Below are 25,614 nucleotides of genomic sequence, written 5' to 3' on the forward strand. Positions count from 1 at the left end.
ATATTATAGGTAGGAGATTGATTTTAGTGAAAAAAACAACAATTGCCGATGTTGCACAATATGCAAATGTTTCAAATAGTACAGTATCGCAATATTTGAATAAGCGATATGAATACATGAGTGCAGAGACTCGTAAGAAAATTGAAGAGGCTATTGAAGCATTGCAATATCGTCCGAATTTAATGGCTCGTAGCTTAAAACAGAAATCTACCTTTACAATTGGTATTATTGTGGCGAATATTATTCATGACTTTTCGACAAAAATAATAAATGCATTGGAAGCAGAGTTTGATAAAGAAGGCTTTCATATGATTGTGTGTAACTCGGCGGATAACCCTAAAAAAGAGAAAAAGCATATCGAAACTTTACTAGAAAAACAGGTAGATGGCTTAATCGTTTTTCCAACAGGAGAAAATAAAAATCTCTACATAAGACTTCATCAACAGGCAATGCCAATCGTTTTTATTGACCGTTTTATTGAGGGAGTAGATATTCCTGCTGTATTGCTTGATAATTTTTCTGCCATGAATACGGCTGTGGAGACATTTCGAAAACAACCAATAGCCTTTATCACTACTTCTTTAGCCTTACCGATTACTCCTCGTGTCGAACGTTTAGAAGGATTTCGTCAAGCGCTCAGAAATAGGAATTTGTTGATTGATGAGCGCTATATAAAAAATGGTGAGCCAGCTGAGATGACAGAGATTTTTAATCAGTTATTTACATTGGAGCAACCACCTAGGGGAATCATTGCGGCTAATGATCGTATTTTCCAAGAATTAATGCTCTATATTAAAAAAAGAAATTTACATGTGCCTAATGATGTACAAGTAATCGCTGTGGATGATGTACCATATGCCAATTTTTTAACACCTTCCATTACAACATTACAACAGCCTATTTTACCAATGGCACAGAAAGCGGCATCATTGCTCTTAGCAAAAATAAAAAAAGAACATCTAGCTGATGACCAAAAACTATACCGCTTCAAACCGATATTAATTCAGCGAGATTCAACTAACTAAAAAGGCAACCCAAAGCTATGAACTTAGCTAAGGGTTGCTATTTTTAGTTGCACAGCTATTCATCGATAGATATGATTATCTAAAGGAATACTTTTATGTCAAAAAAGACCAATCATTCATTTTGGTGATAGAAAGGGGACTTATGAGCATTGCTAGGAAGTATTGGCTCATTCTATTTGGCTTTGGTTTCTCGTATTTAGGAAATTGGGTGAATCTAGTTGCCCTCAATTTATTAGTTTGGCATTTAACAGAGTCGCCTACTGCTATGGCTAGTATATTTATTGTAGGACCGATTGCTCGAATTTTAACAAGCTTTTTTGCAGGCTCCATTATTGATCGATCGAATAAACAAAAATTAATGATCTATAGTGATATCATTCGTGGCATATTGATTTTATTGTTACCTTTTACGTCCTCTATTTGGCTCATCTATAGCGTATTATTTTTATCTAATATAGCAAGTAGCTTTTTTGGACCGAGTAGTACCTATTATATTTCAAAATATGTTCCAGACGAAGATAAACAATCCTTTAATGCAATATTAGGAATGTTTAGCTCAGGCTCATTTTTAATTGGGCCAGCATTGGCTGGGTTTATCATTGCCATTTCAAATATATCTATAGCGTTTTGGTTTAATGCTTTGACGTTCTTTATCTGTGCACTCTCAATTTTTAAGCTTCCCGCAGTAGAAGATCATCAGGACATGCACCGAAAACCCATTACTTGGAGCTTGCTGAAAGAGGATTATGGTATTGTCTATGCCTATATAAAAAAAGAGCAAGTCTTTGCAAAAGTATTTCTATATTTTCAGGGTGCAATGATGATTGCCTTTGCATTAGATTCACAGGAAGCAACATTTATTAAACAAAACCTACAAGCTTCAGATAGTCTATATGGTGTCATCGTTAGTATCGCTGGGATTGGGTCTATTATTGGTGGAGCAATGGCTGCTCGTTATGCTAAAAGGTTTTCAACAAGACAATATATTGTCTATGGTCTGCTTTTGACCACAATCTGCTATACATTGTTTTACTCTTCTCCGAATGTGATAATGGCGATTGTTAGCTTTATAGCATTAGGAATATGTATGTCATTTTGTAATGCAGGCTACAGCACTTTTTATCAAATAAGTGTACCGACATCAATTATGGGCCGTTTTGGTAGTGTTTCAACGATGGTCATGAATGTGCTACAGATTGTCTTTACGTTAGCCTTAGGATTGCTAGCGGAATGGCTCTCCCTACAAATGGTCTGCATTGTCTTTGGAATTGTAGCTATTTTCCTCTCCCTAGTTTTATATGTATTTATGCATTCAAAATCTGCCTCTGAAGGTTTGAAGGAAGAGATTGTATTGAAAATATAAAAAATTTGTAATTTCAATTTACCTCTAATATAATTTTGGAATTAAAGGTGGAAGCCGAGCTATCAATCTTTCCTATATCAAATATCAAACCATCATTTTTAAATTTAGTATTTAATTAAAAAATAATGCATTTGAAATACATTAATATTTAGGGAATGTTTCATCTGATTTAGTTTATAACTGTAAGCAAATTAAGAAGAAAGATAGTTCATAAAGCTGTTAAGGTTTAAAGGGTATTGAATTCAACCTAGAAAAAACGAATTTTTACTAGAAAAATGATTAATAAAACAAGTATAATTATATTTGTTATAGATAGAAATTTAAGTATACCTTCAAATTGGGTGTTCTTGCGTATATAGGAAATATAAACATTAATAATTAAATTAATTATTACCAAAAATATTATCAAATAATACATTAAAAAACCTCCAATAACTTAAGATTTAATTTATAGAAATGGAACTCTAATAAAGCAATACAGAGTTCCATTTTTATAAAAGATTTAAATTAATTATTTTGGGTTATTATACTCGACCATAATAAAATATTGCATCGTTATGAGCATCGTATGCTTGCCAAAGTAGAACTGCCCCTGTACCAACTGCTCCAACTGAACCTAAAAGTGCTATTACAGCTGACATTCCTAATGTTGGTGCAGCAGTAGCTAAAGCAGCTACTGCTGCCGCATAGGCACCTGCAAGTGCTGCTGCTGCCTCTACTTCCTTAGTTTTCATTGTTTTAACAGCAGCTTTAAAATTACTTAAATCTCCATTATTAGATGTACTCTCCATAACACTCTTTCCGTTTGAATTGTTAGTAGAGATAAACCATACGTATTTAGTCGATGTAGGATAAGTGTAATCATATCTATCTACTTTACATTGAGAAAACCAAATGTTATCAACTTGATTATAAACATTGGTAATAGTAGTTCCATAAGGAGTTATAGTTAATTCATTTGAAGATTGAACTGTTGATGGGCTAATTTGATTTTGATAGATCTCTCCATTACTATCAAAAAGTGTATATTCCCCTGTTACTTTATTGTATTCAGCAGTGCTTGTTTCGTTTGCTGTAGTTACCCGAATTTTTCTAATAAATTCATCATCTTGTAATACTTGATAATCATACTGAGTATTCTCATAAGATATGGATTGAGTTACATACTCTGAAGAATATGTATGAATTGGTGTTGATTCATTAGCAAGGGCGGATAATGGTGTTATTGTTGAACAAATAGTAGTAAAAGCAATAGCACTTGTTAAAAGCTTTTTTTTAAACATAATTCATTACAGCTCCTCTTTGTAAAATAATTATTTGCTTGTGTAGATAATTCGATTAATTACTATAGCAATTTCTTAATACTCGAGTTATTCAAACAGTATCACTTTGATCACCGACATGGCAACCGACATTTTTTTGGTCGGAAACCGCCAATTAAATTTTCGGTTTCTGACTAAGAAATAAATAAATGTTTAATTATTTCGTAAATTGAAACAATATGTTATTGTAAAAAGATAATTGAAACAATGTGTCTTAATTTTTTTGTAATATAGATTTTTAATTAAATAAGGGGTGGGTCAAACCTTGATAGAAATTCTTATTGTAGACGATCATCCTATTGTTTTAGAGGGCTCAAAAATGTTATTTCTGGATATTGATGATATTAAAGTTGACACAGAGAGAGATACAACAACCGCATTGAAAAAAATAAAGACAAATAACTACGATGTCTACTTAATAGATGTTCATATGCCTGTAATAAATGGAATTAAATTAGCTCGAGATATCAAAAACATACAAAAAAATGCTGTAATAATTCTTTACACAGGTGACGATATTATAGATTACTATCCTCTAGTTTTAGAAAGAAAGATTGAGGGAGTGATCTCTAAAACGGCACCTAAAGATCAGGTTATTAGAACAATACGTTCTGCTGCTCGACGTGAAATTTTATTAAATGAAAGTTTTTTGGATTTTTTAGAAACATATAATAAACCTAAAAATATTATTGAACTCAACGAAAAAGAGAAATTTATACTAAATTTAATTTCAGAAGGCTTTACAAATAATGCAATTGCAGAGAAACTTAATGTAACACAAAGAACAGTGGAAAGGTATTTAACACAATTATTCACTTTATTAAATGTACAATCACGTAATCAAGCAGTAGATTTTGCAAAAGAACATCATTTGCTATATTAGACAAATAATTTTTGTTATTACAAGTATTAAGTGTGAAATTATAATTGATTTAAGATATTTTTAAGAGATACATTCAATAAATTTATGTTTTATTAACATATATATCCACCTCAAAATACTTAGAAAAAAGATTAACCGAATGAACCCATTAGAGAAGATGTATTGACCATGGCAATGAGGGCGTATCAAATCATATTGAATAAATAATATTATTGTTATAAGCATACATTAAATTTGCCTTTCCTTTAAAGATTTGTGTCAGTATTATCTAGACATTTCAATTCAATGAATATTGCCATTAAAGTTTTCATTGTTGAAATTGATCGAATTATTAACAATAATATTACAGTCTCTAGTTCTATTACTGATATTAGTATCAGTAATACTAGTTTGTTTTCTTTAACAAACATTTTTCAATTACTTGCAACTTTGAATCCTACCCCGCTCTTTAATTAGAGCGGGGTTATTGTGTTTAATATATAACGTGAAATATGTACTTTCAAAAAAATGAACCTTTTCTAGTAGTCATTTGTTTATAACGTAGAACCATCAGAAAGGAGTGCCTTGGATTGACAGAACGTGAATTATTCGATTCTTACAACAAAGATGTTTACCGTACCTGTTATTACATGCTACGGAACGCCCAAGATGCGGAAGATCTCTGCCATGATGTATTTGTCACTGTCTTTCGTCAGGATTGGAGAAGTGTAGAGCATACACGTGCTTGGATTTTACGAATTGCGATGAATCAATGTTTAAATTTGCTTAAAAGAAAGCAGGCTCAGTTAAAAAAAGTGAGTCAGGTACAGTTGCTACAGGAGCAAACTACGGCATCAGTTAAATCTGTAGACACCATTGTACTGGAGAAGGCAGCTGAGGAGGAGTGGGAGGCACTACTCAGACAGCTACCAGAAAAGTTAATGGCTGTTGTCACCCTACGCTACATTGGTGAGCTATCATTAGTGGAAATTGCGGAAACGCTAAAGATTCCAGTGGGAACAGTGAAATCGAGACTCCATAAGGCATTGAAAATCATGCGCAAAAAACTAGAACAAAATCAAAATTTATGGTTGAAGGGAGAGAATCAATTTGGAACGCATTGAAAAGAAATTGAAAAAAGAGATGAACGCAGACCATAACATGAAGTATCCTGACTTTGAACAAATGTGGAATGGTATCCAGCAGGATGAACTAAAAATGGTAGATGAACCGATCGAATTCCTACCTCGAAAAAGAAAGAGATTTGTTTTGGTTGCAGGATTAGCTGTTGCTTTAATGGCTACACCTGTCTATGCAGCACTAAATTATGATTGGTCAACTATTCTTTCTTATAGAGCTGGTATTCAGTCTGCATTAGATCAGGGCTTAGGGCAGACAATTGAGAAATCTGTTACGAAGGATGGGTTTACGTTGACCGTACATACGGCGTTTATCGATGATAACAGAACCTTTCTTTTATATAGTTTGAAACCTGATGCCTCTTGGGATGGAATGAATGTGAGTTTTGATCAAATCGGACTTCAAGATGCGAATGGTGATTTTATTAAAGGGAATTACTCACATCGCTGGAATGAAGATCTTGGTCTTTTCCAAGGGTATTTTGAGACAGACTGGGTGGCAGATAATCAGAAGTCAGACATTAAATTTTTAATGGAGAATATTCATTCTATTGGTGATAAAGAACTGCCTATTAATTACAACCCTAATGACTCTCATACGCAGAATTTCACCATTCAAAAGGATGGAATTGACAATGTAATTCTACAAACCTTTGAACAATCAGACGGGAAAGTAATGCTCCAATCAGCGGTTCAATTTACAGATTCTGAAATGAAGAACAAATGGGTACGAATTAAGGCGCTAGATGATAAAAATCAGACGATTAAAGAAGTGGAAACACCAGTTTTTGGAACTCCTGGTGCAACTGGTGAATACTTTAGTCAGCAAATTTTCACTTCAGACAGCTTACGAGCGAAGGATACAAAGTTCCAACTAACTTATGAACATACATTAGATATTGCAAAGGATAATTGGAATATAGAGATGAATTTATCCAAAGAACAATTAAACAAGGGATCATTTAAAAAAGTCGTCAATATTCCTTTAGAAAATGCATCTAATGGAATAGTAATTCATGAAATGAAAGTTACTCCAACACAGGTACGTTTAATACTGACCCATAAGGAAAAATATGCACATATTCCTTACATGGACTATCAGCTGGATATTGGTGGCGTACTTTTGAATGGAGGTAGATCGGATATAGAAAACGAGCCTTATAAAACCGAACTTCATTTTGAATTGACTGGAGTGGATGTGACCTCATTAGCGAATCAATCTGTGGCATTGGTAGCTAAACATCGTGTTGAGATAAAAGATGGTGACGAGCAACCGATTCATTTGACTAATATATCAGATACACCTCAAAGTAAGACATCTACGATTGGGGAGTATTCAATTACATGGACTTACTATAAGAAAGATAGCAATCTCTATGTGGAATCCTTTAGCACTGAACCTACATTTGGTGGTGTCTCTCAGACTTATTATCTAGATCATAAAGAGCGAAATTATGGAATGCCTATGATGGCTGGCATACTTGGTGATGAAAATAATAAGCAGATGGATGAGTATAAGAATTTTAAAGATAAAGATCTTGATATTTATATTTGGAAATATACTACGAATTATCCAGATGCAGAGCTTCGTATACCACTTACATTTGGAAAATAACAGTATTAGCAGACCCATCTATTTGATTCTTCACTATTCAAATAGATGGGGATTTTTGTTATGAAGATTAAAGAGCTTTACATAAAATGAATTGTATAATATAGTTTAGTTAACTTAAGTAAATTAATTATTGTACAGGAGAAGATACATGACCTCTAACGAAAAAACACAAAAATCTTTTGCTTATAAGCTTGGATTAGGCATTATTATCTTTTCACTTTCTTTATGGTTAATCCCAATTATTACACCTTTCACACCGATACCTACAAAAGTAAAGGCAGGGATAATACCAGGAAGTATTATTTTGGCTGAAATCTTATTTTGGCTTGGTGCTTTACTTGTTGGAAAAGAAGTAGCAAACAAATTTAAAAGCTACTTAAATCCTAAAAAATGGCGAGAAAAAGGTGACACTCAAAAAAATGAAGAATAACCAGGTAGCGGAGCAAATAAATCAAACCATTGAAGAGATTTGGATCATGCTTGAGAAAATGGAAAGGGCTTATACTAATTTCTCCTTAAATAATCAGCAATATGTTCTTTTAACATTAGTGATGCGTCATCCATCCTGCTCACCTTCAGAATTAGCAGATAAAATGGCTATTACAAAAAGTGCAGTGAGTCAGCAACTAACCAAGCTTGAACAGGATGGCTATATAATAAAAAGGCAGCATGAGGAGGATAAGCGTGCATTTTCTGTTGAATTGGGTGAGAAGGGTCTATTATATAAACAGGAAATTGAAGCCTTTAATCAACAGATTACAGAAAAGTACCATGCGAACTTAACAACTGAAGAATTAGCTGAAATGTTAGCTACTCTAGAAAAAATGAAAAAAATACTGTATGAATTTTAGAAAAAATTTGACATTTTGTTAGGTGTGTCTTATAGTAACCCTTAATATAAAAGGGGGAATAAACATGGTCATTACTCTTGTCCAATCATTCACAACAAAACATCATCATAATCACTAGTCTTGCTATCTTTATTAACTTATTAATATTGAATAGGAAGACTATTTCTCATGTAATCGTATAAATAAAGCTGATTTGAAGCTTTATCGTTATACGGTTTTTTTATTGCTCTAAAAATGAGGAGGAAATGATGATGAAAAAAATGGACTATCAGAATGTTCGAGGAACACAAGATTACTTACCGGAGCAGGAGGCGACTCGTCGTGCGATACGCCGTACGTTAGAAGATACATTTATAGCCTATGGCTGCAAGCCGTTAGAAACACCTATTCTTAACTATACAGAACTGATGGCCTCTAAATATGCTGGTGGTGCTGAGATTTTAGAGGAGATGTATACATTAACAGATCGAGGTGAGCGAGATTTGGCGCTACGCTATGATTTAACGATTCCATTTGCAAAAGTTGTAGCGATGAATCCAGCGATTGCGATGCCATTTAAACGATATGAGATTGGCAAGGTGTTTCGAGATGGCCCGATTAAGGCTGGTCGTTTTCGCGAATTTACACAATGTGATGTTGATATTGTTGGAGTAGAATCACAGGCTGCTGAGGCGGAGCTAATGATGATGGCGATAGATGCCTTTGATCAGCTTAAATTGAAAATTAATCTCCAATTTAATAATCGCAAGCTTTTAGTCGGTCTTCTGCAATTATTTGAGGTTGAACAGGATCAAATGAATCGAGCTATTTTAACGTTAGATAAGATTGAAAAAATAGACGAGAAAACAATGCTAGCAGAATTGAAGGCATTGGGGTTATCAGATAATAGTATTCATAAAATAAAGCATTTCTTAGATGAACGTCCTCAAATAAGTATGGCGTATTTTGAAGGTTTCGCGTCCGAGAATGTCTATTTACAACAAGGTTTACAGGAATTAATGGAACTAACTTCTTATTTAAAGGCACTTGGAATAAGTGAGCAATGTATTTTCAATCCATTTTTAGCGAGGGGACTTGAAATTTACACTGGAACAATTTATGAAATTTTTTTAGCAGATGGAACAGTCCGCTCAAGTATTGGTAGTGGGGGACGCTATGACAATGCAATTGGTGGCCTTTTAGAGACAAATCAAACCTATGCTACTGTTGGTATTTCATTTGGTTTAGATGTCATCTATACAGCATTGGAGCTTTGGGGAAAAACAGAGCAAAACGCTCCTAGTGTGGATATTTATATTATTCCTCTCGGAACAGAAAAAGAGGCACTAAAGCTAGCAACTGCATTACGGCGAGAAAAATATAAAATAGAAGTTGAGCTAAGTGGGAAAAAAGTGAAAAAGGCGATGGAAAAGGCCAATCGTGAAAACACACCAAAGGTTATTGTATTAGGAGAGAACGAGGTCAATCAAAATATGTATAAAATAAAAGATATGAAAAGCGGTGAGGAAGAAATCGTTGCATTTATTTTTTAAACACCATAGCATGGAAAAAACGGCTGATCCCACTCTATTATAGGATTTGAGCCGTTTTTTGGTTATTTTTTCGATTTAAAAACCAATTTCCATATCAAGATGTTGATGAAGAAAAGCACAATGAAATATATCGTAGAGCCGTATGTTATCTGAGCTATCAAATAGTGCAGCCCTACAAGTACACCTAAAGGGAGCAATAATAAAAGAATCTTCCAGCCTTGTGCATCGTTAACTTCATCATAGGGTTTGGTAAAGGGTAATTTGTTTGTCATCATGACAAAACAAAGGATGGTATATAACCAGCTTGTTACCAAAACAGCTAGTAAATCAGGGATAATTCGAATACCATAAATATAGCTAAAGACTATGCTTAGTACTAAAAATAACGGAATATACAATTTAATTAAAAATGCCTTTAAGCTACCTTTTTGTAAATCTGTATAATCTTTAAGCGGGAGTGTTTTATAAATCCATGCAGCCTTATATTTAGCAGAGTGACCAAGCATAAGGACAGCGGATGGTATAATCATCATACTAAAATAGATATTTAAATAGCTCATACTACTAGCATAATCGACTTCTTCCCCTCTGCTAAAAGTAAACATGAAAATAAAGGGAATAATAAATGAAAAGCCTAAAGATGGGTAGACCTTTAGCTTAAACTCTCGCTCTTGCTTCATCATCAGAGCTGCGAAGCGATAGAAAGCTCGTTCCTCGTGTGTTCTACACACAAGGGTTAATAAAAACGACTTTAGTCGATTATTCTTTTCCTTTTTCGATTTACTTGTACTTAGCAGTTTTTGGAGATTGCGTTCAAAGGTTGGTATGAGTTTAATATAGATCCAAATCGAAATAATAGGTACAATCACTGCTAGGATGGTATAAATGACTGTCAATAAGGATGAGTCACCATGCAGTATGAGTTCATAAGGAGCGGCGAACCACATCGGTATTAAGAAGAGGTTCCACCAATGAAACGACACTACCATATCTAAATTGACGAATTCAAAGGATCGAATAAGAACTTGATAGCCAATCATCAGCATTAGAGATAAAGCGATTTGTACATAATTAATCATATCCTTCAGCTTTTCACCATCAAAGAAGCGTAAAATGGCAATATATAAAATGGCTGTGATGGCAACTATAAATAAATTCATTAATAGAATGTCAAGACCTGTTAAAATAAAGAACACAATTCCTTGAGTAAAAAGGCTGACTATTAGAGGGATGGCTGTTAGGGCCAATGTTAAATAGGATAAATAAATAAAAATATGCATAAATTTTGCTGCATTAATTGTTTTAGCTGAAATAGGCTTAGTTGAAAGTATGCTTTTATCTCGTACATCTAAAAGCACAGAAGAAAAGTCAGAAATCAATGAAGTCATAATCAAAAAGATGATCATTGCAAAGGCAATACTCATTTGAAATAAATAATTTTGGCCAAATCCCATAAGCGGGATGAGTATAAGCCCGAATAACATATAAATCCATAGAGACTTAATGTAGCCGTACTTTTGATTGTCTTTCTTTTTATTTTGATTAAATAGGGTAGGTACTTTCCGTTCATCCATTGTTAATTTTATATGGAGGATTTTTCTCATCATGTCATAATCAATGCCCATTTTGATAAAAAGCCATCGGAACTTATCAAGCAATCGTAGCGTTTTGAAATCTGTCATAATTGTCCCCCACGAACGACGGACACAAATTTTTCTCCGATTTCCTGATGTTCATGAAATCCTGTTAACTGGTTAAAAATTCTTTCTAATGTTCCTTCAGTATTATCTGCTTGTAATTGGGCAAATGTTCCGTCCGCTGCAATTTTTCCATCATACAGCAGAATGATACGGCTACTGATTTTTTCAACTACATCCATAATGTGAGATGAGTAAAATATAGTCTTTCCGTTGGCAGCTAATTGCGTTAAGATTTCTTTAAAAATCATGACACTGTTTGCATCTAGGCCATTAATCGGCTCATCTAAAAATAGCAGGTCTGGATTATGTATTAGGCTTGCAATAATTAGTAGTTTTTGACGCATACCTTTAGAATAAGAAGAAATTCTAGAATGGTACGCTTCACCAACTCCAAACAGCTCCATTAGTGATTTGGATTTGTCAGCCGCCTCCTCTAGCTCTAATCCATATAGCTGGCCGATAAAGGTTAAATATTCATAGCCTGTTAAGTTATCATAAACATCAGCGATTTCAGGGACATAACCAATTCGCCGTTTATAATCAATTTGGTCTTGCCCTATGCTTTTCCCAAAAAGCTTAATTTCACCGCCATAATCACCTTCTAGCCCTAGAATAAGTTTTACAGTTGTACTTTTACCCGCGCCATTGGGGCCAATATAACCGATGATTTCACCTCTAGCTGCATGAAGGTCAATCCCCTTCAAGATTTCCTTGTTTCCATAACTCTTCGTTAAATTCGTAATTGTTAAAATCTCTTCCATTTTATAGCCCCTTTCAATTATTTAGAAAATTTAACCATAATTACACTATATCATATTAAAAGAGATAATATTCCTTATGCTAAAATGAAACCAGTTCAATCAAAAATAGAGAGATCTTCTTATATAAAGGGAAATTTAAAAACGAAATAGATTTATTATTTTAAGGTAAATACGCTTTATTTATAGTTGGCTTATTTCAAAAAAGTGAGGTGAAGGACACATGAAAAAAATTGAAGTGGTATTGTCTGACTATAAACCAAATTGGGCTATCTTTTTCAATATGATTCGCCCAACATATACCCTGAAAAAAGAGCCTTTTATTCAAAAGGTGATTACTCAAGCTAAAAATGAAGGTTATGGAAAAAATTAAAAAAGCCATTCTAAAAAAATTTGAGAAGAATGGCTTTCTTCTATATAGTAGTCTATTTAGCAAGTTCAACAACTGTATCATAAAAAATATTAGTTGCTACAATAATATCCTCATCTGAACTGTATTCTAAGGGATTGTGACTAATACCATCCTTTGAACGGACGAATAGCATCCCAATCGGGGCAATTTCAGCTATATTCATTGCATCATGCCCAGCACCACTTATGAGAGAATAAGGTCGTATACCTTGCTTTTCAATACTTATAGTGAGTTGCTGTTGTAGCATGGCATCCGTTTTTGCGGGTTTAATGCGCTGCAACACTTTTGAAGTCAATGTAACATGTCTTCGTTCAGCAATTTGTTGAAGTTGTTGCATAATTTCTTGTTCTAAGGCACTTACTTTATTTTCGTCAATATCACGAAGATCAATGGAGAATGTGACTTTACCTGGTATAACGTTTGTCCCATTTGGAGAGACCATTAGCTTACCAACCGTTGCAACGGAATCTGTTGTATTGTTTAATAGTTGCTCAATAGCTAAAATCATTTCGCTTGCTGCAGTTAGGGCATCCTGACGAATGGGCATAGGTGTTGCACCAGCATGTTCACTGACACCCGTTACTGTAACCTCTAGCCATAAAGGGGCAGCAATACCTGTGACTACACCGACTGGTAGGTCTTCATTTTCTAACACTTTTCCTTGTTCGATATGCATTTCTAAATAAGCTTTAATATCATGACGATGAACTTGTGTTAAAGGATAAGGTGATAAATGGAAAGCCTTCATGGCTTGTTCAATAGCAATGCCAGCTTCATCTGTATGCTGTAATTGCTCCTCTGTTAAAAGACCAGCCATAGCACTACTGCCAAGGAGTCCAAATCCAAATCTCGTTCCTTCCTCATCCTTAAAAGCGACAACTTGGATTTTTTTAGAAGGTAGCAACTGTTGCTCATGGATAGTATGTACCACTTCAATAGCTGCTAGTACCCCTAATGCTCCATCAAATTTGCCACCCTCTGGTACTGTATCGATGTGAGATCCCAGCATAATGGTTTCATTTCCTTCACCATATGTACCAATAAGGTTTCCAACAGCATCGATTGTAACACTCATCCCTGCTTGTTCCATATAAGTTGTGACTAACTCAATGGCTTGCTTTTCTTCTGGCGTGAACGAGAAGCGGTTAATGCCACCTGTCTTTTCATTGCGACCAATTTGACTTAAGTCTTGAAGATGCTGTAAGAGCCTAACTCCATTAATCATGACCATCACTCTTTCATTTGGAATTGGAAGTGGCACTGTCCTTCACGTAAAACAAATTGATCATGTACCACCTCTAGATTTTTATTGTACCCTTTGGCAATTGAGGGGTCGATGACTTTGCAATATAAAATGCCGTATTTACCCATATCATCATCTGCCCATTGTTGACCTAGTGGGCAGTGAGTAAACGTTTGTTCTACCTCATTTTTTTTATACACCGTTTCAATTTCAAACAAATCACTACGACCCATATCATAGTTTGTTAAATAGTTATCCACTGAATTTGCTAGGCCGTTTGTGCGTGCACGTTGAGCAATGCCTTGGCCTCGCTTATGGCCAAAACGCTCTACTGCCCGCATAATCACTTGTTCACCAGCTTCTCCATATTCATCAACAACTGGCTTGGCAATCTGTGCAAACATTTTAGAAAATCGAGCAAACGGTGTTAAATTAGCAAATTTTTCTTCACCTACAACGATTTGGGGTAAGTATTCAAAGAAAGTATGATTTTCACCTTCAGCTGTTGCTTTTTTCGCCATTGCTTCAGCATCCTTTAAACCAAACGCCTCTAAACCTTTTTGTACTAATGTCCGACCATGCTCTCCATACTGCTCTGTAATGGAGAGATGTAATTCTGTAAACATTTTTGCGGTAATTATGTCCATAGATAAAGCCTTCATCATTAATTTTTCCTCTGCCATTTTATGAGCCACCTCATTAACAAATCATATTGATTTACTTGGATTTTATTTTTATTATAGAGGTGGCTAGTAATTTAAATCAAATGAATATTTGCACAATCATATATGAAAAAAAATCATAAAAGGGGCAGAATAGCATGGCTACATTAGCGCAATATATTGCTTTCCATACACTTATCGATACAGGGAATTTTACAGAAACAGGATTAAAGCTCAATCTCACACAGTCTTCAATTAGTCATACGATTAGTAATTTAGAGGCAGAATTAGGACTTTCTCTAATTATTCGAAACCGCAATAATATTGTTTTAACGAGTGAGGGGAGAATTGTTTACGAACATATATCCAAAATATTGCAGCAACAACAACAGCTTGAAACCTCTGTGGCAAATTTAAAAAATCTCATTGGGGGTACATTATCGGTTGGTATTCTACCAAGTGTTTCATTGGTCTTATTACCAAAGGTTTTAGCGTATTTCGAACAGCATCATCCAGACTTACAAATTCGTTTGATGGAGGGAGATTATGATCAAATCGAGGACTGGCTTCACAATGGAGTTGTGGATATTGGTTTTTTAGTGCAGCCAAGTTCTAAACATCTTGTATTCGATGCGATTTTTAATGATGAGCTTGTTTGCATTATGGCACAGGATCATCCATTGGCGAATGAAGACAGGCTCTCTCTAGAGCAATTGCAGGATGAGCGCTGGATTATGCCTAAACGTACAATTGATCGAGATGTATCAAGGATTTTGGCTAAACATAAAATTCATCCCAATGTGGTCTATGAATTATCGGTTGACCAAGTCATTTTGACGATGGTCAATGAAAATTTAGGCATTTCAATTGTGCCGAATTCCCTTTTGCTACATGCGCCAAGTAACCTGATTAGAAAAAAATTTTATCAAGCATATATTAGACAGGTTGGAATTGCACATAAACACAGTATTCTTCTTTCTCCAGGAGCTTTAAAGTTTGTAGAAATATCGAAATACTTTGCCTCCTTTTTACAAAATTAGTTATTGACAATTAAAAAAACCCGAACTATTATCTGATAAAACCAATTGGGATTGTTTAGATTAATCAGATGGAGGACTTTGGGTATATGCATACAATTGTTTATGTTGAAATATTTATCTATTTACTCGCTATGTTAGGAGTAGGTATTTACTTCAGTAAAAAAGATTTATCACATAATGACTACTTTCTAGGGGGAAATAAACTACCGGGCTGGGCATTAGCCTTTTCTGAGCGTGCTACGGGTGAATCCGCCTATATGTTTTTAGGGGCAATTGGCTTTATTTATGTGGCTGGGCTGTCTGGTATTTGGATTTTATCTGGCATGCTTTTAGGCGTTGTTGCATCATGGCTATTTTTATCAAAACGCTTTATGACAGAGCAACAAAAATATAAAGTGAATAGCCTAACAGATTATATTGCCGTTAAATTTCCAAAGCACGCAGATATAATTCGTTGGTTAGCTTCTGCAGTAATGGTGTTATTCTTTGTTTGTTATTTAGCAGCTCAATTTTCAGGAATGGGTAAAACAATTTATTCATTCTCAGGACTTAACATTACATGGGGTACAATTATTATTGGTGCAATAATAATTGCCTATTCATGTATGGGAGGATTTATGTCTGTTGTTTGGACAGATACAATCCAAAGTTTTTTAATGCTGATCTCGTTCGTTATTGTACCAATTGCAGCTTATATGGAAATTCAACATCAGGGTTTAAGCATTTCAACAGAGCTTGCACAAATGGGCAATGGGGCGGATAGTTGGGTTGGAGGCTTAAATGGTCTTGCCTTAGGGGCAATGCTATTTACAAATCTATCATGGTTCTTTGGCTGGCTAGGGGGGCAACCTCAATTGAGCTCTCGCTTTATGGCTATTACAACTGAAAAAGAGCGAATTACTGGCCGTAATATGGCAATTATTTGGACATTAATTGTCTATGTGGGTGCCTTTCTATCTGCTATTTTTGCGTCCACTTTGTATAAACAAGGCTCTATTGAGGATCCTGAAATGATATTGCCGCATATGGTGTTTGAAATTTTACCACCTTGGGTTGCAGGAATTATTGTGGCTGGTATTTTAGCAGCTATTATGTCAACGGCATCGTCTCAATTGTTAGTCATCACAACATCGATAAGTGAGGACATAATTCATAAAACATTACGTTGGAATATTTCTAGCAAAAAATTAGTTCACCTTTCGCGTCTAGTGGCTGTTATTAGTGGGATTGTGGGGATTATCATTTCACTTAAATCTGGTTCTGTGATTTATAGCTTAGTATCCTTTGCATGGGCAGGGATTGGCAATACGTTTTCGGTTGTGATCCTTTTAATCTTTTTCTGGAAACGTGTTTCAGGCATTGGGGTCATTGCGACAATTATTGTCGGCTTTATTAGTGCGATTGCATGGTCCCTGTCACCTATGGAGGCTGTTGTGTCAGCCAAGGCAGCGACATTCTTTATTTGCTTAATTGTTGGAGTAGTCGTGTCTTTAGTATGTCCTGATAAAAAGAAAATGGTCTAAAAGATATTTTAAAATAATAATTTAACTCCTCTTTTGAAGATATACTTCTCAAAAGAGGAGTTTTCTTTTTATGCTTATGACTATATTGAAATATGATAGAAGAAAGAGCAACCACTCTAACAGGAAATTACATAATGCGTGGACCTTTTTGGTTATCATGGTTTATGCAAAAATGAAGCAAGGGGGTTAGGAAGTGTTTAGTGATTTTAAGCTTATGGATGAACGACCAATTTATGTACAATTGAAGGATTATGTTCAAGACATGATTGTCAAGGGGCATCTGTTGGAACATCAAAAGCTTCCATCTACCCGTGAACTTAGTAAGCTATTAGCGGTCAGTAGGAATACGGTGCTGAATGCATATGCCGAATTAGAGCTAGATGGCATCATTTATGCAGTGAAAGGAAAAGGGCATTTTATCGGAAAGGTTACTACATTGAAAACGTCTTCTATTGAAATAGATTGGAAGCAAAGGCTGAATGAAACCACTTTATTAGCAGATGAAATCGATTTAATACGGCAAGATATACACTGGAAAAAAGGCATGATTTCGTTTACGAGTATTGCCCCAGAAGAAAAGCTTTTTGATGTTGAAAATTTCAAAAGGGCGTTTCTCACAAGAATGTCGATTGAAGGAGATATTGTCTTGAACTATGGCTATGCCAAGGGATATAAGCCTTTAATTGACCATCTTCTTAGCTATATGGAGATGAAAGGTGTAGACATCTCTAATAAAGATATTTTAATTACAAATGGTTTTACAGAAGGTCTCGATATTTTATTGACCTCTTTAGCTAAAAAATCAGGGCGTGTACTATGTGAAAATCCTACACATCACGCAGCATTGAAGCTTTTCCGTTTGCATGGGCTAGACATACATGGCATCGATATGCAAGATGACGGGATTGACATGGAACAGGTGGAAAAAACGTTAGCAGATAAGGATTTCGATTTTGCCTATCTTATCCCGTCCTATCATAATCCAACAGGAATTGTCACTTCCTCCGAGAAAAGGAGTGCTATTTTTCAGCTTTTTTCAAAATATCAAATACCCATTGTAGAAGATGGTTTTAATGAGGAATTAAGGTATTCAAGCTCTCATTTGGCACCACTAATCGCTTTTAGTGGTACAGGTAATAACATTGTCTATATTGGTAGCTTTTCTAAAATTCTTTTCCCTGGCTTACGTGTTGGCTGGATTTTAGCAGATAAGGAGTTAATTGATAGCTTGGAAAGTATGAAAAGAGCGCGAACAATTCATACATCAACACTGGATCAGGCAGTGTTATATCAATATTTACAGGATGGTTACTTTGAAAAATATTTAAAGAAAGCAAGATTTGTTTACAAGAAAAAATATGAGCTTGCCCGTCAAGCCTGTATGCAATACATTCCCTTTAGCAGGATAACAGGGGATGGGGGGCTTCATCTCTTTATAGAGCTAGAAGAGGCAGTAGATGCACGTTTGTTGCTGGAGAAGTGCTATGACAAGGGCGTAGTATTTTATCCAGGCGATGTATTTTATACAAATGGGAGAGGTAGTAATACATTTCGTTTAGGTTTTTCTCGTTTAGCAGATGACGATATTGTTCGAGGTATTCAAATCATTGGTGATACATTGAAAAACGTTATGAGGAGTTGAAAAAATGAAGGTTGGCGTAATTATGGGTGGTACTTCCTCTGAAAAGCAGGTTTCCATCATGACAGGTAAGGAAATGGTCACTCAATTAGATAAGCGAAAATACGAAGTTGTAGCCATTACATTAGATGACAACAAAGAGGTAATTGACAAGGTGCGTGACATTGATGTGGCTTTATTAGCACTTCACGGTAAGTTCGGGGAGGATGGTACGATTCAGGGAGTGCTGGAAACATTGGGTATTCCTTATACAGGAAGCGGTCTTCTAGCAAGTAGTTTGTGCATGGATAAAAATATGGCTAAAAAAATTCTTCGATATGAAGGTGTCGCAACACCAGATTGGGTGCATCTCATAAAGGGGGATGAGCTGCCCTTACAGGATATAGAGCTTATGGGTTATCCACTTGTAGTTAAGCCGAATGCTGGTGGCTCTAGTGTGGGTGTTCAAATTGTTCATGATCGGAGTGCCTTATTGGCTGCTGTTACAGAAGTATTAAATTGGGATAGCGAAATCATTATTGAGCAATATTTGATTGGCGACGAAATTACATGCCCAATACTCAATGAACAGCTATTGCCAGTCCTGTCAATCAAACATACAGCAGTATTTTTTGACTACCAGGCAAAATATGACGATGCTTCTACAGTAGAGGAGCCTGTGGAACTGCCCCTTGCGATTCATGACCGAGTGGCAAAAGCAGCGATGATTAGTTACAAGTCTTTAAAGTGCAGTGTTTATGCAAGAGTAGATATGTTAATTAAGGATGGTCTTCCTTATGTGTTGGAGGTTAATACATTGCCTGGCATGACGCAAAATAGCCTCCTACCAAAAAGTGCCCTTGCAGCGGGGATCAGCTATTCAGCACTATTAGACAGTATTATTGAAAGCTCTTTACAGATTGATAGAAATAAGTAAATCGAAAAACAAAATCACCAATAGAATTTTTGTGAAAGGTGAAAATGGATATCCGTTGCAAGCTACTTCTACTGTAAGTATGAAAGATAAGGAAAAGACACCTTTGCACATGGTTGATTGGAGAGGAGCCAGCGTCACAGCTGAGACCCTGGAGTGAACGTAAGTGAGTGAAGCGGCTTATCGGACGCTCCATAGAAAGGACGCTGGTGAAAAGGAAATCCCCCTTCGCTTTGCCAAAAGATCTTTTGTTGCTAGTAACATGAATCTTTTTTCAACAACATAAAACACCTTTTGTTGTTACTTACAAAAGGTGTTATTGACTGTTTATGATTTTGCTAATTCAATAAAGCCTTCTCCGAAAACATCCCTTACATCATGAATGGCAATAAAGGCGTCCTTGTCGACTTCTTTGACAATTTTTTTGAGCTTAACAACTTCTTGCTTACTGATAACAATATACAGGATTTCCTTTTGTTCCTTTGTGTAATAACCATGACCTGATAGCACAGTTACCCCACGATTCATATAAGCAGTTACCTGTCCAGCAATGTCTTCTGGCTTCTTAGAGATAATGGTAACTGCCTTTTTAGGGTTAACTCCTTCAATAACAAACTCCATTACCTTAGTACCAACATATAGCATAACAATTGTTAGCATTAATGCCTCTGCACCAATGATAAAATAGGATGAAAAAGCAACAATTAAATCGAAGAATAAAAGTCCATAGCTAATACTCCATCCAAGATATTTGTTAGTGATTCTCGCTAAAATGGTAGAACCTGCTGTTGTACCACCAACTCTGATAATCAAGCCAATACCGACTCCTGCAAATACGCCACCAAAAATTGTATTGACGATAATCTCATCTGAAGAGATAGACCACGTTTCTGTTAAATGTAAAAATAAAGAATGGAATGAGACCGCAATGATTGTATAAATTGTTGTTTGTCTATTTAAAAATTTATAACCCACGATAAGTAAAGCTGCATTCATAACAAAACTAACAATACTTGGCGACCATCCGAACAGATAATAAGCAATAATCGTTAAGCCTGTTACGCCACCTTCACCTAAATCATTTGGAATAACAAATAAGTTAACTGCTAGGGCAAAAAGCAGTGATCCAAGCATAATCATTAAAATATCGATAACGTATTTCTTCATTCACATAACACCACCAAATCAAATTTTATTTTTCTTAAATTCCATACTATATCAGGTTTTCACCAAATGATATACTTTTTGGAATGTTCATTTGTGATATATCGACAGTAATTAGTGTGTCTTTAGAGAGAACTTTCGAAACTTGACACATTAAAGCGAGAATTTATCATAGTCGTAACACTGCAAGGAGGGTTATTAAAAACTGACACATGCTATGAGACTACGTTTCCCAATGTTGAACCAGTAACTGAAATAGGGTCAAACGCTGTTTTGTGAAAACAGAGTAAATGGGATAGTCTGTCCTTTTTTAATCATCTTCATAATTATGAGAAAAGAGACGCTTGTCTTACAATAGATCTCTTTTACTTTACATCACGGGCAAATTGTCTGTGTTTTTTTATTGAATGTAGGGAGGAAAGTGAAATGTATAGTCTTTTATTCTTTTGATACGAACTTTGATTAAAAGCTCGTATCGATACGGAATGATCATTTCGGGAGGTAGCAATATGGAAAAGGAAGCGTACTTCATTCCATGCAGTTTGCTGGCACTGATTTACAAAAGAAAATTACCACACTTAGTGGTGGTGAGGCCATACGCCTTCTGCTTATTTTAAGTGAAAAGGTGCGATTCCATTAGGAGAATCGCACCTTTTTTAGTGAATTTTTATTAGAAAGGAAGGTTAATGGAAAATTTCGGCGAAGGTGTAGATAGACAATATGAAAAAAGGATGATGAACGATGATAAATACGGATGTGACAACGAAACTAAAAATCAATCAACCAGCCCATAAAGTATTTGAAGCCATTATTTCCCCTACTGAAATCGGGCATTATTGGTTTTCTAGCAGTTCCGAAAGATGGGGGGAAGGTAAAAGAATCACGCTTAAATATGAGGAGTATGGTGCAGAGGGTGTGATCACCGTCCTTGAAATGGAGATGGATAAAAAAATTGTGTTTGTTTGGGGAGAAGAGCATGGTGAAGTGACGATGGTAACCATCACACTTGAAGAATCACAAAGTGAAACAATTATTACTGTTGTAGAATCAGGGTTAAATGCACATGATCCAGAAATTGTGGCAAAAATGATGGGCCAAAAAGAGGGTTGGGTCTATACATTAACATGCCTTAAAGGATATTTAGAAAATGGGGCTAGCAATTTAAGAGCTTCTCTAATTCATTAAGAAGGTATATCAACGATCGTTATCATCGAGCAATTGGCAGCTGAAATAGTTTGTACAGCGAGAAAAACGTTTCTGGATCTTTTTAAAAATGGTGAACGGTATTATTACTGCGCGTTGTGCACCACTGGAGAAGGGCATGCTCCGTGCGTTTCAGCTTGGTCATGGGAAGCGCTGGAACGACAGGCTGCTAAACAGACTAACTGTGACATATCTGAAAGGGCATCCCTTATCTAATGGTCTTATGCGGATTCCCCTTATTATTGCTATGGAGAAGATCATTTTTCGAATGTTCGGCAGTGTTTTAATAAGCGCCCTTCCATCTCTACCATTAAGATGAAGAAGGACTATTCGAGGTAAATCAAGCAAGGATTCTGTATGTATACTTGTAGAAGTGATGCCGCCAGAAAAAATAACACAGAAATAGCATTACGATTAAATAACCAGTCGTCTACAGTATTACAGCAATGGTTGTTAGAAGCAGCTGAATGATGGAGGGATGAATATGAAAAAGTTGTATTGGATGATTGGCGGTGTTTTGGTTTGTATAGGTTTTGTAGGTAGCATTATTTTTTGGAAGTTTCAAAAAGAAATCAAGAAGAATGATCCTGAATATATTGTGCAATTTATCAAGGAACATAAAGAGGATGAAAATATTTCCGTAGCCATTCACTATAATCAACAACATTGGGTGGAGCTAAACACCAAGGAGCAGCTACCATTAGCAAGTACGGTTAAAATAATCGTAGCCATCGCCTATGCTCAACAAGCAGCGGATGGCCGTATTAATCCTCAAGAGCAAGTCGATCTCAAGGAGTTAGAGGCTTTTTATATTCCTAAAACAGATGGCGGCGCACATAAAGCATGGTTAGCACAGTTAAATCTTCAGGGGGCAGATAGTGTACCTTTAAGTGAAGTAGCAAATGGCATGATTGCCTATAGCTCCAATGCAAATACAGAATATTTAATGCATGTATTAGACTTTCAAATGATTAATGATGTACTTATGCAGTTAAATGTAGAGGAGCATGAACCTTTGTATCCAATTGTAAGTGCGCTTTATATTCCCATTCACTTGATGGAGGAAAAAAATCTAACGAAAAAAGCAACATTAACGGCTTTGCGAAAAATGGATATGGTTGAATATCGTGAGCGTGCATTGGCTATTCATTCGAATTGGATAGAACATCCTTTGACAATTGAGGAGAAAATAAAAGCTCAAAAAATGCTTAATATGGATTTTCAAAAGATATGGTCTGATCGTTTAATAAGGGCCACAACAAATGATTACATCTCTATATTAAAAAAATTGAATGATAAAAATTTCTTTAGTCCAGAGGTACATAAATATTTAGATCCTGTGTTGGAGCAATTAATGCAGAATCCTAGAAATCAAGCATGGTTAAAACATGCTGGTCAAAAGGGAGGGTCGACTGCATTTGTGTTAACACTAGCAGCCTATGCGGAAGATAAAGATGGAAATCAAACAGAGATAGCCTTTTTCGCTAACAACTTAAATACAATGGAGCAGATTAAGCTCTCAAATAGTATGAATAGTTTTCAATTGAAATTTCTTACAGATAATACATTTCGTAAGCGTTTGAAAGAGGAATTTTCCGAGTTGTGAGTGTCCTTAGATAAGACAGCTCATACTATTGACTACGCTCCTCAATCAGTTTTTTAAGAAATTCTGAGAAAGAAGAGGCCCATTCATAGATCATGTCATTCATTAAGTAGTTAAGACGATGGATAGAGAGAATACCATGACCATTAATGGCTCTGTATGCTGGTTGACCGATCGAGAGAATAGATCCATCATTCAGCTGCCCATTATCATAATTTTTTAACCACCAGCAATAGGATGGTGGTAATTCGAATCCTAATTCTGCTTCAACTTCTACAATCCAATCATCTTCAACACCGTGTCCAGAAAACTATTTAATCGCAGTAGTGCCTGCAAGCTTTTCTGCTAATGTAGCAAACAGGATACCTATTTCCAGTCTATATATAAATATTACTCAATTAAGTCAAACTACATGTGAGTACCTTCTTTCATTCAACTGCATACTATAGCGTTATCATGCATGAGAGGATTGAGATAAATGTACCACCCTTATTACGGTAATTATCAATCGTATCATTACGGCTATCAACCTGTTTATTGGGCTTATCCAAATCAGGTAGAACAAGCACCAAGAAGTAATACCCAGAATGATTTTGGACCAAGACCATTTGTTATCGACATTGAAGAGGCTACAAAGCGCAATAAAAATTATCGTACAGCACTGTGGACAGGGTCAAACTTACAAGTAACGGTGATGAGTCTTAATGTCGGAGAAGATATTGGTTTAGAAGTACACCCACATGTGGACCAATTCATTTGTATTGAAGAGGGGCATGGATTAACGCAAATGGGGCCAACTAGAGATTATTTAAACTATCAGAGACATGTCGCAGAAGATACGGCTATTATGGTACCAGCAGGAACATGGCATAATGTTACGAATACAGGGGATAAACCACTGAAGCTTTACACAATTTATGCGCCACCAAATCATCCATTTGGGACTGTTCATGTAACAAAGGCTGATGCTATGGCTGAAGAAGCGGGTTATGGACAGCATGACTAAGAGATCTTAAAAGCGTGTTTTCATACAAAACATGCTTTTTTCTTTAACTATGATAGAATGTGTTTTAATTGCAGATAATAAAGGTCCTGAATGAAGGGTGATGAATAATGAAGTATTCAAAAGCAACAAATTATGCTTTACATACAATGGTATTTTTAACACTCAATCCTAAAGGGAAATCAATGAGTGTAGAGGCTTTAGCAGAAATGCAAAAATTATCACCAACCTATCTTTCCAAAATATTAACTAAGCTTGTGAAGGCAGGTTTAATTGAGTCGAATCCAGGTGTCAACGGTGGTTATCGTATTTCTAAGCGCTCCCAAGAAATATCGTTTTTAGATGTGATATGTGCGATTGAGGGACAAACCTCATTATTTAGTTGTTCCTCTGAACATGATGATTCCTTCCATCATCAAGGCTGTCTCATTGAACAAGTGATGGTGGATGCTGAAAATAATATGAAAGAAGAGCTTAGTAAGAAATTTATTGTAGATATAGCTAATAAAATTTAATTAAAAGGAAGCATGCTGAATAAGAAGCTAGGGGTTCTCCCCTAGCTTCTTATTATGTTAATTGCATGAGTGCGCCAAAATATTGCTGTGCTGTCGTGAAGCAAATAAATGCTAGTAGCTCACTAATCTCTGCTTCTGTTAAATAGTCTTTTAATACAGCTGTGATATTTGGGGCAGTGTGCCCTTTGGTAGCCAGGAACGCTTCTGCAAAACCTGTACATACTGCTGTTTTCTCATCATAGTCCTGAGGATTGGGCTTGCCTTTAGCCTGACAATACTGACATCCGTTTTTTTGAGCTAATGTTTTTCGAACTTCTTCTTTTAATGGAGCAGATAGATGCCCCTCTTTTTCTAGTACGTCCCCTAACTGCTGCCAGTGAAGCTGAATTCCCTCGTTGTAGCCTAATAATTGTTGAAAGGGTGTTAAGCCCTTGTTATGTAATTGAATAAGTGTCATCAGTCATTCCTCCTTCTATTAATAGTGTAAAATGTTAATAACGAGGTTAACATATAAATTCGAAGGAAAA

At 35.6% G+C, this 25,614-nt stretch carries 27 protein-coding genes; 19 read left to right on the forward strand and 8 right to left on the reverse strand.

Translation table 11 applies throughout. The features are described from left to right. Window positions 1-26: 26 nt before the first annotated feature. Together V1L66_RS01550 and V1L66_RS01555 are read left to right on the forward strand one after the other, a co-directional pair. Window positions 27-1,025 (forward strand): LacI family DNA-binding transcriptional regulator, encoded by a 999-nt coding sequence (locus tag V1L66_RS01550; protein WP_333006069.1) that lies wholly within the window; start codon window positions 27-29, stop codon window positions 1,023-1,025. Window positions 1,026-1,167: 142 nt separating this feature from the next. Next, window positions 1,168-2,388: an MFS transporter gene (locus V1L66_RS01555; RefSeq protein WP_333006068.1), complete on the forward strand. Its 1,221-nt coding sequence runs from the start codon at window positions 1,168-1,170 to the stop codon at window positions 2,386-2,388. A 524-nt stretch (window positions 2,389-2,912) separates the two neighbouring features. Here V1L66_RS01555 and V1L66_RS01560 read toward each other — a convergent pair. Continuing rightward, window positions 2,913-3,671: a geobacillin-26 family protein gene (locus V1L66_RS01560; RefSeq protein WP_333006067.1), complete on the reverse strand. Its 759-nt coding sequence runs from the start codon at window positions 3,669-3,671 to the stop codon at window positions 2,913-2,915. A gap of 304 nt (window positions 3,672-3,975) precedes the next feature. Here V1L66_RS01560 and V1L66_RS01565 point away from each other — a divergent pair, with 304 nt between their 5' ends. From V1L66_RS01565 to V1L66_RS01590, 6 genes are all read left to right on the forward strand, one after another. Continuing rightward, on the forward strand, window positions 3,976-4,593 hold the full coding sequence (locus V1L66_RS01565) for a response regulator transcription factor (protein ID WP_333006066.1): 618 nt from the start codon (window positions 3,976-3,978) through the stop codon (window positions 4,591-4,593). Window positions 4,594-5,162: 569 nt separating this feature from the next. Continuing rightward, window positions 5,163-5,696 (forward strand): RNA polymerase sigma factor, encoded by a 534-nt coding sequence (locus V1L66_RS01570; RefSeq protein ID WP_004225288.1) that lies wholly within the window; start codon window positions 5,163-5,165, stop codon window positions 5,694-5,696. Continuing rightward, window positions 5,683-7,326: a DUF4179 domain-containing protein gene (locus tag V1L66_RS01575; protein ID WP_333006063.1), complete on the forward strand. Its 1,644-nt coding sequence runs from the start codon at window positions 5,683-5,685 to the stop codon at window positions 7,324-7,326. The genes V1L66_RS01570 and V1L66_RS01575 overlap by 14 nt, the downstream gene beginning before the upstream one ends. A 148-nt stretch (window positions 7,327-7,474) precedes the next feature. Next, entirely contained in the window at window positions 7,475-7,756 is a 282-nt protein-coding gene (locus tag V1L66_RS01580; RefSeq protein ID WP_103118974.1) for a transporter suffix domain-containing protein, read from the forward strand. Further along, window positions 7,746-8,177, forward strand: a complete 432-nt coding sequence (locus tag V1L66_RS01585) for a MarR family transcriptional regulator (protein ID WP_333006062.1) — start codon at window positions 7,746-7,748, stop codon at window positions 8,175-8,177. The genes V1L66_RS01580 and V1L66_RS01585 overlap by 11 nt, the downstream gene beginning before the upstream one ends. A 251-nt stretch (window positions 8,178-8,428) precedes the next feature. Continuing rightward, window positions 8,429-9,709 carry a histidine--tRNA ligase gene (locus V1L66_RS01590; protein ID WP_333006061.1) on the forward strand — a complete coding sequence of 427 codons (1,281 nt, stop codon included), beginning with the start codon at window positions 8,429-8,431 and terminating at the stop codon, window positions 9,707-9,709. A gap of 62 nt (window positions 9,710-9,771) precedes the next feature. Here the strand turns inward: V1L66_RS01590 and V1L66_RS01595 are convergent, their stop codons facing one another. Beyond that, entirely contained in the window at window positions 9,772-11,391 is a 1,620-nt protein-coding gene (locus tag V1L66_RS01595) for a hypothetical protein (RefSeq protein WP_333006060.1), read from the reverse strand. Beyond that, window positions 11,388-12,170 carry an ABC transporter ATP-binding protein gene (locus V1L66_RS01600; protein ID WP_066037934.1) on the reverse strand — a complete coding sequence of 261 codons (783 nt, stop codon included), beginning with the start codon at window positions 12,168-12,170 and terminating at the stop codon, window positions 11,388-11,390. Before V1L66_RS01600 ends, V1L66_RS01595 begins: the two co-directional genes overlap by 4 nt. 220 nt (window positions 12,171-12,390) lie before the next feature. Between V1L66_RS01600 and V1L66_RS01605 the strand changes: the two genes are divergently transcribed. Then, a complete protein-coding gene (locus V1L66_RS01605; protein ID WP_156181906.1) occupies window positions 12,391-12,540 on the forward strand; it encodes a hypothetical protein in 150 nt (49 codons plus the stop codon). Between the two features lie 52 nt (window positions 12,541-12,592). Here the strand turns inward: V1L66_RS01605 and V1L66_RS01610 are convergent, their stop codons facing one another. Together V1L66_RS01610 and V1L66_RS01615 are read right to left on the reverse strand one after the other, a co-directional pair. Then, window positions 12,593-13,804 (reverse strand): Zn-dependent hydrolase, encoded by a 1,212-nt coding sequence (locus tag V1L66_RS01610; protein WP_333004613.1) that lies wholly within the window; start codon window positions 13,802-13,804, stop codon window positions 12,593-12,595. A 5-nt stretch (window positions 13,805-13,809) separates the two neighbouring features. Then, on the reverse strand, window positions 13,810-14,505 hold the full coding sequence (locus V1L66_RS01615) for an L-2-amino-thiazoline-4-carboxylic acid hydrolase (RefSeq protein ID WP_333004614.1): 696 nt from the start codon (window positions 14,503-14,505) through the stop codon (window positions 13,810-13,812). A 137-nt stretch (window positions 14,506-14,642) separates the two neighbouring features. Here V1L66_RS01615 and V1L66_RS01620 point away from each other — a divergent pair, with 137 nt between their 5' ends. The 4 genes from V1L66_RS01620 to V1L66_RS01635 all read left to right on the forward strand — a co-directional run bounded on the left by V1L66_RS01620 (window position 14,643) and on the right by V1L66_RS01635 (window position 19,602). Beyond that, entirely contained in the window at window positions 14,643-15,524 is an 882-nt protein-coding gene (locus V1L66_RS01620) for a LysR family transcriptional regulator (RefSeq protein WP_036079681.1), read from the forward strand. A gap of 86 nt (window positions 15,525-15,610) precedes the next feature. Then, a complete protein-coding gene (locus tag V1L66_RS01625) occupies window positions 15,611-17,047 on the forward strand; it encodes a sodium/proline symporter (protein ID WP_258858908.1) in 1,437 nt (478 codons plus the stop codon). A gap of 193 nt (window positions 17,048-17,240) precedes the next feature. Beyond that, window positions 17,241-18,689: a PLP-dependent aminotransferase family protein gene (locus V1L66_RS01630; RefSeq protein WP_036079675.1), complete on the forward strand. Its 1,449-nt coding sequence runs from the start codon at window positions 17,241-17,243 to the stop codon at window positions 18,687-18,689. A gap of 4 nt (window positions 18,690-18,693) precedes the next feature. Further along, window positions 18,694-19,602 carry a D-alanine--D-alanine ligase gene (locus tag V1L66_RS01635; RefSeq protein ID WP_312123877.1) on the forward strand — a complete coding sequence of 303 codons (909 nt, stop codon included), beginning with the start codon at window positions 18,694-18,696 and terminating at the stop codon, window positions 19,600-19,602. 324 nt (window positions 19,603-19,926) lie between these two features. Here the strand turns inward: V1L66_RS01635 and V1L66_RS01640 are convergent, their stop codons facing one another. After that, window positions 19,927-20,766: a YitT family protein gene (locus V1L66_RS01640; protein ID WP_036079667.1), complete on the reverse strand. Its 840-nt coding sequence runs from the start codon at window positions 20,764-20,766 to the stop codon at window positions 19,927-19,929. Between the two features lie 202 nt (window positions 20,767-20,968). On the opposite strand from V1L66_RS01640, the gene V1L66_RS01645 reads away from it, so the two are divergent. From V1L66_RS01645 to V1L66_RS01660, 4 genes are all read left to right on the forward strand, one after another. After that, window positions 20,969-21,013 (forward strand): erythromycin resistance leader peptide, encoded by a 45-nt coding sequence (locus tag V1L66_RS01645; protein ID WP_112118014.1) that lies wholly within the window; start codon window positions 20,969-20,971, stop codon window positions 21,011-21,013. Between the two features lie 491 nt (window positions 21,014-21,504). After that, complete coding sequence (locus V1L66_RS01650) at window positions 21,505-21,948, forward strand: SRPBCC family protein (RefSeq protein ID WP_016992784.1); 444 nt, start codon at window positions 21,505-21,507, stop codon at window positions 21,946-21,948. A 114-nt stretch (window positions 21,949-22,062) separates the two neighbouring features. Next, window positions 22,063-22,182 (forward strand): DUF4303 domain-containing protein, encoded by a 120-nt coding sequence (locus tag V1L66_RS01655; protein ID WP_409072242.1) that lies wholly within the window; start codon window positions 22,063-22,065, stop codon window positions 22,180-22,182. Between the two features lie 268 nt (window positions 22,183-22,450). Next, complete coding sequence (locus tag V1L66_RS01660) at window positions 22,451-23,572, forward strand: serine hydrolase (protein WP_333004617.1); 1,122 nt, start codon at window positions 22,451-22,453, stop codon at window positions 23,570-23,572. A 25-nt stretch (window positions 23,573-23,597) separates the two neighbouring features. On the opposite strand, the gene V1L66_RS01665 is transcribed toward V1L66_RS01660, so the two are convergent. Beyond that, the gene (locus V1L66_RS01665; RefSeq protein ID WP_333004737.1) at window positions 23,598-23,849 is read right to left on the reverse strand and encodes an SMI1/KNR4 family protein; all 252 of its coding nucleotides are present in this window, start codon (window positions 23,847-23,849) and stop codon (window positions 23,598-23,600) included. A 198-nt stretch (window positions 23,850-24,047) separates the two neighbouring features. Here V1L66_RS01665 and V1L66_RS01670 point away from each other — a divergent pair, with 198 nt between their 5' ends. Then, window positions 24,048-24,575 (forward strand): cupin domain-containing protein, encoded by a 528-nt coding sequence (locus tag V1L66_RS01670; RefSeq protein ID WP_016993436.1) that lies wholly within the window; start codon window positions 24,048-24,050, stop codon window positions 24,573-24,575. Window positions 24,576-24,682: 107 nt separating this feature from the next. Continuing rightward, a complete protein-coding gene (locus V1L66_RS01675) occupies window positions 24,683-25,087 on the forward strand; it encodes an Rrf2 family transcriptional regulator (RefSeq protein ID WP_244905021.1) in 405 nt (134 codons plus the stop codon). Window positions 25,088-25,139: 52 nt separating this feature from the next. On the opposite strand, the gene V1L66_RS01680 is transcribed toward V1L66_RS01675, so the two are convergent. Further along, window positions 25,140-25,544, reverse strand: coding sequence for a carboxymuconolactone decarboxylase family protein (locus V1L66_RS01680; RefSeq protein ID WP_036079658.1), 405 nt, complete (start codon window positions 25,542-25,544; stop codon window positions 25,140-25,142). Window positions 25,545-25,614: the final 70 nt, after the last annotated feature.

This window comes from Lysinibacillus sp. IITD104, from assembly GCF_036698265.2.
Lineage (GTDB): Bacteria > Bacillota > Bacilli > Bacillales_A > Planococcaceae > Lysinibacillus > Lysinibacillus boronitolerans.